Below are 16,059 nucleotides of genomic sequence, written 5' to 3' on the forward strand. Positions count from 1 at the left end.
GACTCTGCTGATAGAAGTACTTCGGAGTGTCAATTCGGGCTGAGTGCCCCGGAGTGGTAGCGGGTCGCGGCGTTCCACAGGAAGAAGCTGGTGTCGCCCGCGGCCGCGGCGGCATCGATCTGGGCTCGGACCTCGGCGTCGCTGTAGTTCACCCCGAGGCTGAAGTCCTGCAACCACGGGATGACATCGGCGTGCGTGCCCGCGGTCAGCATGTTGAAGTCCGCCAGTGAGCGGAACACGATGTCGTAGGGCTGAGAGTTGGGGTTCGCGACGTCGTATTCGCCCGGGTTCCAATGCGACGGGTAGAGCATCGGCGCGACATAGTCGACGTACCGGGCGATCATCGGAATGTCCTGGGCGATCGCGTCCGGCCGGGTCGAGGCGATCCCGAAGACCGCGGCACCGAGATGAGCACCCTTGTCCCGCACCGGGTCACGGCTCTCGCGCAGGAACTGCGCGATCGACACGCTGGGCGTGTCGATCAAGCCGGGGAATTGCATCTGCGACAGGCTGCCGTCCGGACGTCGGACGTAGTCGTACATGATCCCGTCGAAGCCGAGTTCGGCCGCTTCTATGGCGAGGTCGATGTTGTATTTCCGGATCTCGGGATCGGCGAAGTTGGTGAAGGCGATGGGGCCGTAATGACTGGAATACGGCTCACCGTAGGGGTTCTGGATGACCCAGTCCCGATGTCCCTCGCGCCAGGCCCATTCCGCCATCGTCGGATCGCGGAATGCCACGATCCGGCCGACCACGCTCAGGTTCATGTCGTGCAGCTGCTGCAATGCCGCGCGGGCGTCGTAGATCCCGGCGGCCGCGCCCGATGCCCGGGCGAGCGGCACTTGGGAGTCGTAGCCGACGATGCCGTCCTCGTCCTTGATGTCGAGTTGGACGGTATTGATGCGCCCTTCGCGCGCCATGTCGAGCACGCCGGCACGCAGACCCTCGTGCATCCACGCATAGGCGGTCACGTGCACCGCCTTGATTCGCGGCAGGTCGACCGCGGCGTTGATGGCCTTGGCGGCCGTGTTGCCCGCCGCGTCGACGGCGATCATCTCGGCGTCGACCGGCGCGCGTGGCAATGTGATCTCGAAAGATCCGTCCGCGGCGGTCGGCACCGACTGCGCGCCGACCGAGACGTGGTCGGCACCGGTTGCTCTGCCGCGCAACACGACCGACTGGCGATAGGAGGGCACGCTCGTGGGCTCGCTCAGCTCCACCGTCGGCGGCTCGGTGTCGACGGTGAAGGTTTTGGTGACTCCGGGTCCGGCCTTGAGGAAGCTGGACAGGCCGCCTGATCGGATCTCGGCGGTGAACTTGTGGGTGCCGTCGGCGAGGTTGTCCGGCCGGTAGCTCACGACATTGCCCGCTACGGCACCGGTGACGGGTTTGCTGTCGAGCTCGAGCTGCATATCGTTCGGATCGTGACCGCGGGCATCCACCCGTAATTCCAGCGCGGCCATGGCTGCCGCGCCCACAACGCCCTCCGGGAGCCCCGTCACCGTTAAACCCTCGGGTTCCGCGCGGAACGCGCCAATGGTTACCGAAGCGACCAGAATTGATAAAACTGCGATAACCGCTATTGCCAGCAACCGACGTCGTCCTGTAGGCAAGACCGATTTGTTCAACGCGCACCAACTTTCGTTCATCGCTCTCCCTTACTATCCACCGCGGGACGCTGGAAAGCAGGCGCTATTTCCACGTTCTCGCAGCCGAACTTGCCTGCCGACACGTAATGTTGGATCGGTGACGCCGAATGCTCGCATCGGGATCATCATTATCGCGTCGGCAGTGGTATTCGCCGCAGTTCCCGCCTGCGAAACGCCGAAAGATCCCGTTGCCGCTGCTGTCGAAAGCATGACGCCGCCGACGAGTTCGCTGCCCGATGCGGCAGCGGTCGCGGCGAATGAACTCGGGCTGGTGCCCGTCCTGATGTACCACCAAATGACGCCGTCGCCGGTCAGTGAATACGACCAGACGGCAGCGGAATTCCGCCTCGAACTCGAACGCCTCTACCGCGAGGGTTACCGCCCCGTGACCGCTGTCGATTACATTTCCGGCCGGATCGACCTCCCCGCAGGCACTCATCCTGTCGTGCTCACCTTCGACGACTCGACCATCAGCCAGGTCCGGTTCGCCGATGACAGCACCCTCGCCCTGGATTCCGCGCTCGGCATTCTCACGGAATTCGCCTCGAGGAATCCGGATTTCACACCAAGAGCCACCTTCTACATCAACAACGAACCTTTCGGCAACGACCTGCGAGTGCTGCCGTGGCTGGCCGAACACGGATACGAGATCGGCGCGCATACCGCGACCCACGCCAACCTGGCGAGTCTGGACGCCATCGGCGTGCAGCGCGAATTGGCGGAAAACGTCCGCGCCATCGAAACCGCCGCACCTCGGAATGGCGTGCGCACCATGGCATTGCCTCTCGGCATCTTTCCGACCGACCACGCCCTCGCTGCCGGAGGCAACTGGGACGGCACCCCGTACACCTTCGACGCGGTGATGCTGGTCGGCGCCGAGCCCGCCCCTTCGCCGTTCAGCACGATCGACCCCATGGGCGTCCCACGCATCCGATCCGGCAAGGGCGAGGTCGCTTTCGACTCGGCCTACTGGCTCGATTGGCTCGCAGACCACCCCGATCAGCGCTACACCTCCGACGGCGATCCGACCACGGTCAGCTTTCCCAAGAGCCTGGCAGGAGAGCTGAGCTCACCGCGATCGCATCGCGCGAACGCCTACTGATCGGCAGTGAGTCCTTTTGCGCAGCCCGCCGACGCGGTATTCGACGAGTTGCCGGCGGGCGTGGAACGCTCCTACATGGCACGTCGGTTTCCGGCATCGGACCTGGTCGTGCGTGGCACAATTTCTCTGCGCTCGAACACTCGGCTACGGGTAGGAGATAGTGCAATGAAAAGTCCGGCAGCGGGTATCGGGCTGGCTGTCGTAATAATGGCGTGCGTCGTTGTCGGCGGATGTTGGGATAAGAGCGATGTCGAACCGACACCGAGTAGTCCGACATCGGTCGTCGGTGTTTCGACACCCGGTTCGGCATCTTCGTCAACCCCGGGCTTGTTACCGTCGACGGCTTCGCCGTTGACGCGCTCGGCCGAAGCCTCGTCGGGCTATGTGGGTCCCCCGTCTACGTTGCCCACTCGCCCACCGACGACACCACTATCGACGGCGCCACTGACAGCACCACTATCGACGATGCCGTCGCCGGCACCGTGACCGCATCCAACGCGCCGAGTATGCCATCGACGATCTCCGTGATCGGCGCGCTTTTGTCCCAGGTCGCGTTCGTAACAGGTGTGCTCTACTACTTCGGGTGGGCCTACAGCCACGCCTACTTCGCATACTTCGGGGTGGACGCGGGCGCACTCGGATTCACGACCCAGGAATATGTATTGCGCAGCGTGAACAGCCTGTTTCGTCCGGGCATGTTCACACTGTTGGCGGTCTTGGTGCTCTTGGCCGGGCGGTGGCTTCCTGAGCTTCATGCCCGGTGGAGTCGGCGCCCGCGGCGAACATTGCGTCGTTGGGTCGGGGTAACCGGGGCGATCGGCGTCGCTCTCACGGTCGCGGTGGTGATCGCCATGTTCGTGCCGACAAACGTTGCGGGACCGGTCGGCATCTACGCGCCATTCGTACTGCTCGCTGGAATGGTGTGTTCGGGATTCGCGAGCAGGCTTCGTTGGAAGTACCGCTCGCTGCTCGGCATCCACGCACCGCGAACGGCGGCCGACGTGGTTGCGTCGAAAACGCGGATGTTGGTGTTGATCGCGATTGGCATGGTGGCCTACGTGTGGGCTGTCGCTGCGTACGCCGACCGCCGCGGCCTCGATGACGCACAGCGCGCGGCCAGTGATCACTTCATCGATAAACCGTCTGTCCTTCTTTTCAGCGTCGATCGACTCGGTATCGACGGCGCGGGCGCACAGGTCGGTGAGATCATGATGCCAGGCGAAAAGTATCGCTACGTCTACAGCGGCCTGTGGCTACTGGCTCGCACGACAGATCGGTACTACTTGCTGCCCCAGCTGTGGCAGGCGAAAACGGATCGAGTCTTCGTGATCAAGGATGGCGACACTATCCGCATTGATATCGCGCGGAACCCCTAGGCGTGCCCGCGATCCGCCGATATCCCCGCGGCGGTCGAGCCGCCGTGCGTGGCTCAGAGCTGGGCCCACGCTCCGGTGAGCGCGTGGCGCAGGATCTGTTCCATCTCGTCGAACTGGGTTTGATCGCAGATCAGCGGCGGGGCCAACTGGATGACCGGTTCGGCGCGGTCGTCGGCGCGGCAGTGCAGACCCGCCTCGAACATCGCCTTGGAGACGTAGCCCTTCAGGATGCGGTTGGCCTCCTCGTCGGTGAACCGCTCCTTGGTGTCGCGGTCCTTGACCAGCTCCACCGCATAGAAGTAGCCGGTGCCGCGGACATCGCCGACGATGGGCAGGTCGGAGAGCTTTTCCAGGGTGGATCGGAAGGCGGACTCGTTGGCGAGCACGTGCTCGTAGATGCCGTCTCGCTCGATGAGATCGAGGTTGGCGAGTGCGACCGCGCAGGAAACGGGGTGGCCGCCGTAGGTGGAGCCGTGCATGAAGGTGGCGCCGTGCTGGAACGGTTCCATCAGCCGGTCGCTGACGAGCACCGCGCCCAGCGGGGCGTACCCGGATGTGAGTCCCTTCGCGGTGGTGAGGATATCGGGCTGGTAGCCGAAGCGCTTGGCACCGAAATCGTGGCCGAGGCGGCCGAAAGCGCAGATCACCTCGTCGGAGACGAGCAAAACGTCGTGCCGATCGCAGATCTCTCGGACGCGCTGGAAGTATCCCGGGGGCGGCACGAAACAGCCGCCGGTGTTCTGCACCGGCTCCAGGAAGACCGCGGCCACGGTGTCGGCGCCCTCGAATTCGATGGCCTCTTCGATCCGGTCCGCGGCCCACCGGCCGTAGGCCTCGTAATCGTCGGTGTGTTCGGTGGCGCGGTAGAAGTTGGTGTGTGGCACCCGCTGGGTGCTCGGCACCAGTGGCTCGAAATCGGCCTTCGCGCCGGGGATTCCGGTGATCGACAGTGCGCCGAGCGAGGTGCCGTGATAGGCCATCGAACGGCTGATCACCTTGTGCTTGGTCGGCTTGCCGACGAGCTTGAAGTACTGCCTGGCCAGCTTCCACGCGGTTTCGACCGACTCGCCCCCGCTGACGGTGAAGAACACCCGGTTGAGATCGCCGGGTGCGGCGTTGGCGAGACGCTCGGCGAGTTCGATCGCCGTCGGGTGGGCGTAGCCCCAGATCGGGAAGTAGGCGAGTTGGCGAGTCTGGCGGGCCGCCGCCTCGGCGAGTTCCTCGCGGCCGTGGCCGACCTGCACCGCGAATAGGCCCGCGAGTCCGTCGAGGTACCGCTTGCCGTGGGAGTCCCAGACGTAGGCGCCCTCGCCACGCACGATGACCGGAACGTCCGCGCCGGTCAGGCCGGTGTGCGGGGTGAAATGCATCCACAGGTGGTCGCGGATGACACGGGAGGCATCCGGGGCGGCAAGAGGATGGAAGTCGATCGTGGCAGTCATGTGCGGGCTCCTCGGAGGCGGGACTGGTCCACTCGGTTATTCCATACCGCACGGCGCATCGCAACTAAATCTATTGTCATTTGCATGATTGACCACGAATTAAGATCATTTTGGTCCACGCTGCTACGGATTTCGTTGTACGGTCAGCGAGTGCTCCACTTGTAGGTCTGCTTGCGCAACTTGAGGTAGACCATGATCTCCGCATGCCGTACGTCGGGCAGCGTGCGCAGCCGGTTGGAGGCCAGGTCCAGCAGCGCCGCGTCATCGGTGCAGACCGCTTCGCACAGGATGTCGTAGCGCCCGGCGCACTCGACCACATAGCTGATCTCGTCCATGGCGGTGAGGGCGTCGGCCACCGGCTGCAACGGTCCGTCGACGGTGATCGCGATCATGGCCTGGCGAAAAAGCCCGACCTGCAAGGGATCCGAGACGGCGACGATCTGGATGACGCCGGCGTCCGACAGCCGCTGCACCCGCTGCCGGACGGCCGCCTCCGACAGTCCGACCGCCTTGCCGATGGTGGCGTAGGCCCGGCGTCCGTCCTCCTGGAGCTGGGCGATGATCCGCTTCGAGATGTCGTCGAGCACCGGCGCGGGCCGGTAGTTCTCCTGGTCGCTCACACGCTGCATCCTTCCTCGAGGGTTGTGGTGAAAGCATCGGATGCGTCGAAATCGGACGCTTCGAACAACGAAATCCGTCGAATTTTACGATTGGCGACCTTTATATCGCAGTGACGCCCGCAGGTGTCGGGTCATCGTGGCTCAGGATCCGCGCGCCAGCAGCGCGAGCAGCAGCTCCGCGCGCACCCGGGCATTGTCGAGATCGCAGCCGAGCACACTCTGCGCCGTGGCGATCCGCTTGCGCAGCGTGTGCCGATGCGCCCCCGTCACGGCCGCCGCCGATTCCCACTGTCCGTTGGACTCGAGGAATGCGCGCAGCGAGCTCAGCAGATCGGTGCCGTGCGTGCGGTCGTAGTCGGCCAGCGGGCTGAGCATGGTGTCGGCCATCGCGTTCAGCACCTGCCTGGTGGCGTCGAACGATAGCAATGAACGACCGGCCAGTTCGGTGAATTCCGCAGGGGGACCGCCACGTTCGGCGGCGGAGGCAGCGAGCTCGGCATTCGCCAGCATCGCCGTGAGATCGTGCGGGGGATGCGCGCCGCTCAGTCCGAGACGGACCAGCTTTCTGGTCGCAGCATCGATCTCGGTCGCGAGCCTGCCGGCCAGCGCCGTGCCCTTGGCGGCGGGCAACACGACAAGCACCCGGTGTTCGAGGACGTGCATGAACAGGGGAAGTCCGGCGCGGACGAGCGCTGCTTCCAGTGTTACCCGCACTCCGGCGACCGCGCCCGTGGCGTCGCACTCGGCGACCAGGACGCGGATGCGGCCCTGTGCGTCGGCGGCCTGGGCCAGCTGTGCCCACGCCGGAGTGAGGTCGGCGTCGGTGCCGAGCAGCAGCCCGAGCGCGGTGCTATTGAGCAGGTGCTGTGCTGCTTGCAGCCGTGCAGGCTTCTCGAAATCGAGCGCGAGCAGCGAGTTGGCGTGCCCGAGCAGGATCTGATCGACAGCGCCGAGCGGTGCCGGGCTGACCACCACCAGATCACCGTAGGAGCTGCGGCCGACGCTGATGCGCTGGTGCGTGATCGACATCCCCGAGGTATCGGTGTGGACGCTGCTCACCGATGCGGCCGGGTCCGCGGCAAGCGCCGCGCGCACCGTACGCAGCAGGTTGTCATCCGGCACACCCGGATGGCATTCGGTGACGGCGCCCGCCGAATCCAGCATCAGGACCTTCGCACCGAGCGATACGGCCAATTCGCGGACGATGGCCTGCGCTCCTGCCTTGACCAGTGCTCTCGTCATGCGCGGTTGGGCGCGCGAGGCGCGCAGCAGTGCGTCGTGCTGTAGCTGTGCCAGCCGCGCGGTCACGCGTTCGACGATGGCCGCGAACGGCGTCGGCAACGGCACCTCGAAGAGCGGAATACCGATCGCGTCGGCCGCTTCCGCGAGATCCGCGGGCACCTCGGCGTGGGTTAGTCCGGTGCCGAATCCGACTGCGGCGACACCGCATTCGTCCAGGCCGCGCAGATACTCGAGTCGGTCGCCTCCCGTGGCAGGCAGCCGCATCCCGGTGGTGAGCAGTAGTTCCCCGCCCGATAGCCAGCGGAACGGGCTTTCGAGCTCGGAGGTGACGACGAGGTCGATCTCGCGGCCGACGCCTGCCGCGCCGCCTTTCAACCGCACCGCGAGATCGGGCTGGGACAACACCCAGCTAACAGGAACCGCCATCGCTGGTGAGTGTACAGAATGTCGAAGAATCGCCGGCGTCTTATCCATCTTGGCAGGGTGTCCGCGATGTGCCGCGGGGCACACTGACCTAGGCAAACCCCGGACAACGCACCGAGAGATGGACGGAAAACTAATGTCGAGGCCTGCGCTCCAGAACTATATCGACGGCGAATTCGTGGCTTCGTCCGCCATCGAAACCCTCGACCTGGTGAATCCGGTGGACGAAACCATCGTCGGGCAAGCCCCGATCTCGAACAGGGCCGATATCGATGCCGCAATGGCGGCCGCGCAGCGAGCCTTCGAATCCTGGGGCCGGACCACCCCGAGTGTGCGGCAGGCGGTACTGCTGAAGCTGGCCGATGCCATCGAGGCGCACAGCGATGAACTGGTGGAGGCGCAATGCCGCAACACTGGACAGCCGAAGGCGGTCATCGCCGCCGAGGAGATCGCGGTGAGCGCCGATCAGATCAGATTCTTCGCAGGCGCCGCCCGAATGCTGGAGGGCAAGTCGGCCGGCGAGTACATGGCGGGCTTCACCTCCTACGTGCGTCGCGAGCCGATCGGTGTGGTCGGTCAGGTGACACCGTGGAACTACCCGTTCATGATGGCGATCTGGAAGATCGGCCCCGCGCTGGCCGCGGGTAACACCATTGTGCTCAAACCGAGCGACACCACCCCGGAGAGCACCCTGGTGCTGGCCCGGCTGACCAAGGGCATCCTGCCCGATGGCGTGTTCAATGTCGTGCTCGGCGACGGCGGAACCGGCGCCGAGCTGGTCGGCCATCCGACGCCGGGGCTGGTCTCGATCACCGGATCGGTGCGCGCGGGCATCGCGGTCGCCGCGACGGCGGCACAGCAGGTCAAACGCACACATCTCGAGCTCGGCGGCAAAGCGCCCGCCGTGGTGTTCGGCGACGTCGATATCGAAACGGCCGCAAGCGGAATCGCCGAAGCGGCGTTCTTCAATGCGGGCCAGGACTGTACTGCGGCCACCCGCGTGCTCGTGCACGAGTCGATCCACGACCAGTTCGTGAACGCGTTGGTGAAGAAGGCGGAAATGCTGAAGCCCGGTCTGCCCGAGGATCCGGACACGTTCTACGGCCCGCTCAACAACATCAACCACTTCACCGAGGTGCTGCGCAAACTCGATGCACTGCCCGCGCACGCGAAGCTCGCTACCGGTGGAAAGCGCATGGGCGACAAGGGCTTCTTCGTGGAGCCGACCATCATTACCCAGGTGCTACAGGACGACGCCATCGTCCAGGACGAGACTTTCGGCCCGGTGCTGACGGTGCAGCCGTTCCGCGACGAAGCCCAGGCCATCGAATACGCCAACGGTGTCCGCTACGGGCTCGCGGCGAGTGTCTGGACCAAGGACCATGCCAGAGTGGAACGACTCACTCGCGCAATGGATTTCGGCGCGGTATGGGTGAACTGCCATATCCCGCTCGTCGCGGAGATGCCGCACGGTGGGTTCAAGCACTCCGGCTACGGCAAGGATCTCTCGGCCTACAGCGTGGAGGAATACACCCGCGTCAAGCACGTGATGAGTTCGCACGAGTAGGGCGGGCACACAGATGAGGTTGGTGGTCGGTTACCTCGCCACCCCGAGCGGCGCCGACGGTGTGGCGCTTGCCATCCGGCTTGCTCGGACCTTGGATGCGCAGCTGGATATCTGCATGGTGCTGCCGCCGGATCAGGTGGCGGCGGGCGCGGTGCCGACCGGCGGATATGAGGATGTGCTCGTCGAGCAGGCGCAGCAATGGCTGGCCGAAGCGGCGGCAGCGGTGCCGAACGACATTGTGGTCGAGACACATATCAGCTTCGACGAATCGTTCGCCGCCGGTCTGATCGAACAGGCCGAGAAATTGGCTGCCTCGGCGATCGTCATCGGCGCCGCCGGTGACGGCCTGATCGGCCGCCACTCCCTCGGTTCGGTCGCCGGCGACCTGCTGCATTCGGCGCCGGTCCCGCTGGCCTTGGCGCCGCGCGGCACCCGTCATTCGACGGTCGATCGGGTGCGCGAGGTGACCTGTGCCATCGGCGACCGCCCCGGCGCGGATCTCCTGCTCGACATCGCCGTCCGCGCCAGCAGAGCGGCGGGCACGCCGCTGCGGCTGGTCTCGCTGGTCGCCCTGGATCCGATGCACGGCTCCCGCCGCGCCGACGATCTGCCCGCCGCGGTCCGCAACCGCGCGCTCGAACACGCACGAGAAACCCTCGACAGCGCGAAATCCGAACTACCCGAAGACTTTCCGGTGACGTCCTCGACAACCGACGGTCCGACGGTCGAAGCCGCCGTCAACAAGCTCGAATGGCACGACGGCGACCTGATCATGGTCGGCTCCAGCCGACTCGCCCAACCCCGCCGCCTGTTCCTCGGCTCTACCGCCGCGAAGATGCTGCGGGTCCTCCAGGTACCCATGGTCGTGGTTCCGAAAGAGGGGGTAAACGACCATGGCCGGTGACACTGCTGTCCCACCGCCCGTTGCCTCCGGTCCGATCGTGGCAGCATCCGCCGAGCCGTTCGTCGACAAGGGGCTGGCGGCGGGCAAGGTCGGCACCTTGGCCGGTGCGGTACTGGGTATTTCGTGTGTAGCGCCCGGGTACACGCTGACCGCGAGCATCGGCCTGATCGTGGCCGCCGTCGGCTTGAAGATGCCCGCCATTCTCATCGCGGGCTTCATCCCGATGTTCCTGACCGCCTACGCCTACCGCGAGCTGAACTCGCGAGTGCCCGACTGCGGTGCGTCGTTCACCTGGTCCACCAAGGCCTTCGGTCCCTATACCGGGTGGATGTGCGGCTGGGGCATGGTGATGGCCTCGGTCATCGTGCTGTCCAATCTGGCCTCGATCGCCGTGGAATTCTGCTATCTCTTCTTCGCCAGGATCTTCAGCGATCCCGGCATCGCCGATCTCGCGGGCAATAAGGGCATCAATATCGCGACGACCCTGCTGTTCCTCGCCGTCGCCACCTTCATCGCCAGTCGTGGCATCACCACCAGTCAGCACGTCCAATACGTGCTCGTCGGCTTCCAGATGATCGTGCTGCTCGCCTTCGCGGTGGTCGCGCTCGTGCACGTCGGCCGGGGCGCGGCACCGGGATCACTCGGCTTCAGCTTCGACTGGTTCAATCCGTTCACCGGAATCACGTTGAGCGCGTTCGCCGTCGGCCTCACCGGCTCCATTTTCGCCTTCTGGGGCTGGGACACCTGCCTGACCCTCGGCGAGGAGTCGAAGGATCCGACCAAGGTGCCCGGGCGTGCGGGGCTGCTCTGCGTGCTTTCGATCCTGTTGACCTACTTGCTCGTCGCGGTCGCCGTGATGATGTATGCCGGTGTCGGTGCCAGTGGTCTCGGCCTCGGCAACGAGGAGAATGCCGGCAATGTTTTCGGTGCGCTCGCCGATCCGGTGCTCGGTGGCTGGGCCGGGCCGCTGCTGATGCTCGCGGTCCTCGCTTCTTCGGCGGCGAGCCTGCAGACGACGTTCCTGCCCGCCGCCCGGACCATGCTCGCGATGGGCGCCTACGGTGCGTTCCCGAAGAAGTTCGCCGAGGTCGGCCCGCGGTTCCTGGTGCCGTCGTTCAGCACCATCGTCGCGGGCGTCGTCACCGGCGTCTTCTACACCGTGGTCACGCTGCTCTCGGAGCACACACTGCTGGATACCGTTGCGGCACTGGGCATCATGATCTGCTGGTACTACGGCATCACGGCCTTCGCCTGCGTGTGGTACTTCCGCGAGGAGTTGTTCAGCAGCGTCCGCAATGCCGTCTTCAAACTGCTGTTCCCGCTGCTCGGCGGGCTGATGCTGGCGACGGTGTTCGTGATCTCCGTGCGCGAGAGCATGAACCCGGACAACGGCAGCGGCGCGTCGGTGGGCGGTGTCGGACTGGTGTTCTTCATGGGCTTCGGGATGCTGTGCCTCGGCGCGGTGCTGATGTCGGTGATGCGGTGGCGCAACCCCGAGTTCTTCCGTGACAACACGCTCACCGGACAGACCCCGGTCATCAGCGATTGACGCCGTAGTGATCCGCGTGGACAAGCGGTAGACCCGAGCGCCGGCGGCATAGGCCGCCCTTCCGCGTGCAACGACGAAATGGCGCGTATAGGGGTGGCGCATGGCCGAAGTGGCGCTGGTTCGGCGAGCCGATTGCGCCGAGACTGGATAGAGACATTTCGACTGGACAGGAGCCCGAAGATGATCGCCATCGGCCACCGGCTGGCGCAGCAGCGCACTATCGTCACCGCCATGCCAGGGCCGCGGTCGACGGCGCTGGCCGACCGCCGCAAGGCCGCGGTCGCGGCGGGTGTCGGTTCGTCGGTGCCGGTGTATGCGGCCGATGCCGACGGCGGCGTCATCGTCGATGTCGACGGCAACTCGTTGATCGACCTCGGTTCCGGCATTGCCGTAACCAGCGTGGGGGCCTCGCATCCCGCGGTCGCGGCGGCGGTCGCCGAGCAGGCGGCCCGGTTCACCCACACCTGCTTCATGGTCACACCGTACGAAGGCTACGTGCGGGTGGCGGAGGAACTGAACGCGCTGACACCCGGTGACCACGAGAAGCGCACCGTACTGTTCAATTCCGGCGCGGAGGCCGTGGAGAATGCGATCAAGGTGGCGCGCTTGGCCACCGGACGCGCCGCGGTCGTCGCGTTCGACCACGCCTACCACGGGCGCACCAATCTCACGATGGCCCTGACCGCGAAGTCGATGCCGTACAAGACGAACTTCGGGCCCTTCGCTCCGGAGATCTACCGGATGCCGACCTCCTACCCGTACCGCGACGAGGCCGGGCTGACCGGGGCACAGGCGGCACAGCGCGCGATCGCGCGCATCGAGGCACAGCTCGGTGCCACTTCGGTGGCCGCGCTGATCATCGAGCCGATCCAGGGCGAGGGCGGGTTCATCGTCCCGGCACCGGGTTTCCTTCCGGCACTGGCGGAGTGGGCGCGCAGCAACGGCATCGTCTTCATCGCGGACGAGGTGCAGACCGGGTTCGCGCGCACCGGCGCCTGGTTCGCCAGCGAGCACGAGGGTGTGGTGCCCGACATCATCACCATGGCCAAGGGGATCGCGGGCGGTATGCCGCTCGCGGCCATCACCGGACGGGCCGAACTGCTCGACGCGGTGCACCCCGGCGGTCTCGGTGGCACCTACGGCGGTAATCCGGTCGCGTGTGCGGCCGCGCTCGCCACGCTGTCGGTGATGCGTGAGCTCGATCTGCCCGCGCGGGCGCGGGCCATCGAGGCCGCCGTCGTGCCGCGATTGCGGGCGCTGGCCGAGGAGGTCGGCGTGATCGGCGAGGTGCGTGGTCGCGGTGGCATGCTCGCGATCGAGATCGTGCGGCCGGGCAGCACCGAACCGGATCCGGCGCTCACCAAAGCCGTTGCCGCGGCCGCGCTCGCCGCCGGTGTTGTGCTGTTGACGTGCGGGACCAACGGCAATGTCATCCGGCTGCTTCCGCCACTGGTGATCGGCGCCGAGCTGCTCGACGACGGCATCGATGTGCTGGCCGACGCGCTGCGCCGCCTGGCCGGCTGACCGACGCCTTGCACTGACGACAAACCCTTTCGAAGTGATCGAGGAGAACCTGACGATGCGTGATGTGGCTGCCCTGCTCGCCGCGGTGCCGACCGGACTGTGGGTTGCCGGCGAGCAAGTGCCCGCGGAAGGCGGCCGCGCCTTCCCGGTGCACGATCCGGCGACCGGAGCGGTACTCGTCGAGGTGGCCGATGCGGCCGCTGCCGACGGCGCACGCGCATTGGCGGCCGCTGCTCGCGTGCAAAAGGACTGGGCCGCAACATCATCCCGGTCACGCTCGGAAATCCTACGACGCGCTTGGGAACTGGTCATCGAGCGCCGCGACGATTTCGCGCTGCTGATGACCCTGGAGATGGGCAAGCCGCTCGCGGAGAGCTACGGCGAGGTCACCTACGGCGCGGAGTTCCTGCGCTGGTTCGCCGAGGAAGCGGTCCGGGTGAACGGCCGCTACACGCACTCGCCCTCGGGCACCGGCCGCATCCTGGTCACCAAGCAACCGGTCGGTCCGACCCTGGCGATCACGCCGTGGAATTTCCCACTCGCCATGGGCACCAGGAAGATCGCGCCCGCCCTCGCGGCGGGCTGCACCATGGTGGTCAAGCCCGCCGCCGAAACGCCGCTGACCATGCTGCTGCTCGGACAGGTGTTCGCCGACGCCGGACTGCCCGCCGGTGTGCTGTCGATCCTGCCGACCTCGCAGGCCGCGCAGCTCACCGACCCGATGTTCGCCGACGACCGGCTGCGGAAGGTGACCTTCACCGGCTCGACCGGCGTCGGGAAACTCCTGCTCGCCCAGTCGGCGACACGCGTGCTGCGCACGTCCATGGAGCTCGGCGGCAACGCGCCGTTCGTGGTGTTCGCGGACGCCGACCTGGACGCGGCGGTGGACGGCGCCATGGCTGCCAAGATGCGCAACACCGGCGAGGCATGCACCGCGGCGAACCGCTTCCATGTCGATAATGCGGTGCGCGAACAGTTCACGGCGATGCTGACCGCAAGGATGCGCGCACTGAAGGTCGGGCCGGGCCATCTCGACGGTGTGCAGGTGGGGCCGCTCATCAGCGAGAAGCAGCGCACCACGGTGGCCGAGCTGGTGCGCGATGCGGTCGAGAAGGGTGCGGTGGTGACCACCGGCGGCGCGAATACGGAAGCAGAGGGCTACTTCTACGAGCCGACGGTCTTGGCGGATGTGCCCGCCGATGCGCGGATCCTGCGCGAGGAGGTCTTCGGACCGGTGGCCGCGATCACCGGATTCGACGGCGAAGCCGAGGGTATCGCCGCGGCCAACGACACCGAATTCGGTTTGGCCGCATACATTTACACGAAAGACCTGGACCGCGCGCTGCGGGTGGCCGAGGCGCTCGAATCCGGGATGGTCGGGGTGAACCGCGGCATCATCTCCGACGTCGCCGCGCCGTTCGGTGGTGTGAAGCAATCCGGCCTCGGCCGCGAGGCGGGCAGTGAGGGCATCGAGGAATACCTCGAGACCAAATACATCGCGTTGCAGTAGCGATCACCGCACGGCAGACGGTGGCGGCGGAGTCGGCCCGCACCCGCGGCGAAGATGAGGGGCCGCGCGAGCGTTTCCGGCTGATCTCCGCCGAGACCTGCCCGGCACTCAATCGGCGTCCGCGTAGTTCTGCGGATCGGCTGCGAATGTTCTCTGCATCTTGCGTGAGATCCATTGTCCGGCAGTCGATACGCCGATCGAATCCGGATAGTCCGTGCCGGTGAATGCGGCGATCGGGTGCAGGACCGCATCATGGTTGGGCAGGTAGAAGAACGGCATCGACAAGCGTGCGGACGTGTCTCCCGGTGGCGGGTTGACGACCCGGTGCTTGGTCGATGCCCACCGGCCGGCAGTCCACAGGGCCATGAGGTCACCGATATTGACGACGAACCCGCCGGGAATGGTTGGGACGTCACACCATTGGCTCGCGCCCTGGCGGACCTGTAGACCTCCTCGGTCGGTGTCTTGGTAGAGGATGGTCAGGCTTCCCCAATCGGTGTGTTCGCCACGGCGTAGCTGCCCGGGCAGCGGTGTTCGCTGTTGCGGGTAGTAGTAGTTGACGGCGATCGAGGAGACGTGACGGTCGAATTTGTCGTCGAAGAAACGTTCGTCGAGTGCGAGAGCCAGGGCGAACAACCGCATGAGGTCGGCTGACAGGTACGTCAGGGCCGCCATGTACTCGTGCCACGTCCGCTCGAAGTTCACCGGGAATCGCGGCCACACGTTGGCCAGTTTCCATGATGCCCAATAATCACCGAGACGGGCGCGTTCCTGGTCGCTGAGGTCTCCGGTCACATGCGCGGAGAACACTTCACACAGATCGGGTGGGGTTTTCTGGTCCAGGCTGTGTGCGGTCGATCCGCCCATTCTGCGGAACCCGGATACGCCTGGCCGGTGCGCCACCGCGTCCTTGGCCGTGTCCGGCAGCAGGAAGAACTCGCGCGTGGTCGAGCACATACGGTCGATGAGTTCCGTGGGAACACCGTGGCCGACGATGTCTGCATCGGGTAGCGCGACGTTCAGTTTCGAACTCTCACCGGTACTCCACCGCCTCGAGCAAGCTGGCGCACTCATGACAGGCAACATTCTCGCGCATCCGAAACCTATGGCCGCCCGGGCACACCGTCCCCGGTCGTCACACCCATCTCGAT

The 16,059-nt window shown here is 65.9% G+C and carries 12 protein-coding genes; 7 read left to right on the forward strand and 5 right to left on the reverse strand.

What is annotated here, in order from left to right:
- Nucleotides 1–29 precede the first annotated feature (29 nt).
- Nucleotides 30–1,502, reverse strand: coding sequence for a putative glycoside hydrolase (locus tag OHQ90_RS12300; RefSeq protein WP_328410154.1), 1,473 nt, complete (start codon nt 1,500–1,502; stop codon nt 30–32).
- Nucleotides 1,503–1,746: 244 nt separating this feature from the next.
- On the opposite strand from OHQ90_RS12300, the gene OHQ90_RS12305 reads away from it, so the two are divergent.
- Together OHQ90_RS12305 and OHQ90_RS12310 are read left to right on the forward strand one after the other, a co-directional pair.
- The gene (locus OHQ90_RS12305; RefSeq protein WP_328410156.1) at nt 1,747–2,751 is read left to right on the forward strand and encodes a polysaccharide deacetylase family protein; all 1,005 of its coding nucleotides are present in this window, start codon (nt 1,747–1,749) and stop codon (nt 2,749–2,751) included.
- Nucleotides 2,752–3,257: 506 nt separating this feature from the next.
- On the forward strand, nt 3,258–4,127 hold the full coding sequence (locus tag OHQ90_RS12310; RefSeq protein WP_328410158.1) for a hypothetical protein: 870 nt from the start codon (nt 3,258–3,260) through the stop codon (nt 4,125–4,127).
- A 53-nt stretch (nt 4,128–4,180) separates the two neighbouring features.
- Here the strand turns inward: OHQ90_RS12310 and OHQ90_RS12315 are convergent, their stop codons facing one another.
- From OHQ90_RS12315 to OHQ90_RS12325, 3 genes are all read right to left on the reverse strand, one after another.
- Nucleotides 4,181–5,569, reverse strand: coding sequence for an aspartate aminotransferase family protein (locus OHQ90_RS12315; protein ID WP_412001041.1), 1,389 nt, complete (start codon nt 5,567–5,569; stop codon nt 4,181–4,183).
- A gap of 143 nt (nt 5,570–5,712) precedes the next feature.
- Nucleotides 5,713–6,198: an Lrp/AsnC family transcriptional regulator gene (locus OHQ90_RS12320; RefSeq protein WP_442941381.1), complete on the reverse strand. Its 486-nt coding sequence runs from the start codon at nt 6,196–6,198 to the stop codon at nt 5,713–5,715.
- A gap of 132 nt (nt 6,199–6,330) precedes the next feature.
- Nucleotides 6,331–7,857 (reverse strand): PucR family transcriptional regulator, encoded by a 1,527-nt coding sequence (locus OHQ90_RS12325; protein WP_328410162.1) that lies wholly within the window; start codon nt 7,855–7,857, stop codon nt 6,331–6,333.
- Between the two features lie 133 nt (nt 7,858–7,990).
- On the opposite strand from OHQ90_RS12325, the gene OHQ90_RS12330 reads away from it, so the two are divergent.
- From OHQ90_RS12330 to OHQ90_RS12350, 5 genes are all read left to right on the forward strand, one after another.
- On the forward strand, nt 7,991–9,421 hold the full coding sequence (locus tag OHQ90_RS12330; protein WP_328410164.1) for a gamma-aminobutyraldehyde dehydrogenase: 1,431 nt from the start codon (nt 7,991–7,993) through the stop codon (nt 9,419–9,421).
- Nucleotides 9,422–9,434: 13 nt separating this feature from the next.
- Nucleotides 9,435–10,325: a universal stress protein gene (locus OHQ90_RS12335; RefSeq protein ID WP_328410166.1), complete on the forward strand. Its 891-nt coding sequence runs from the start codon at nt 9,435–9,437 to the stop codon at nt 10,323–10,325.
- Nucleotides 10,315–11,874: an APC family permease gene (locus OHQ90_RS12340; RefSeq protein WP_328410167.1), complete on the forward strand. Its 1,560-nt coding sequence runs from the start codon at nt 10,315–10,317 to the stop codon at nt 11,872–11,874. Before OHQ90_RS12335 ends, OHQ90_RS12340 begins: the two co-directional genes overlap by 11 nt.
- Before the next feature lie 180 nt (nt 11,875–12,054).
- On the forward strand, nt 12,055–13,398 hold the full coding sequence (gene gabT / locus OHQ90_RS12345; RefSeq protein WP_328410169.1) for a 4-aminobutyrate--2-oxoglutarate transaminase: 1,344 nt from the start codon (nt 12,055–12,057) through the stop codon (nt 13,396–13,398).
- A 55-nt stretch (nt 13,399–13,453) separates the two neighbouring features.
- Complete coding sequence (locus OHQ90_RS12350; protein ID WP_328412787.1) at nt 13,454–14,908, forward strand: NAD-dependent succinate-semialdehyde dehydrogenase; 1,455 nt, start codon at nt 13,454–13,456, stop codon at nt 14,906–14,908.
- 108 nt (nt 14,909–15,016) lie between these two features.
- On the opposite strand, the gene OHQ90_RS12355 is transcribed toward OHQ90_RS12350, so the two are convergent.
- Nucleotides 15,017–15,982 carry an isopenicillin N synthase family dioxygenase gene (locus tag OHQ90_RS12355; protein ID WP_328410171.1) on the reverse strand — a complete coding sequence of 322 codons (966 nt, stop codon included), beginning with the start codon at nt 15,980–15,982 and terminating at the stop codon, nt 15,017–15,019.
- Between the last annotated feature and the right edge of the window lie 77 nt (nt 15,983–16,059).

The sequence above is a fragment of the Nocardia sp. NBC_00403 genome (assembly GCF_036046055.1).
Classification (GTDB): Bacteria; Actinomycetota; Actinomycetes; order Mycobacteriales; family Mycobacteriaceae; genus Nocardia.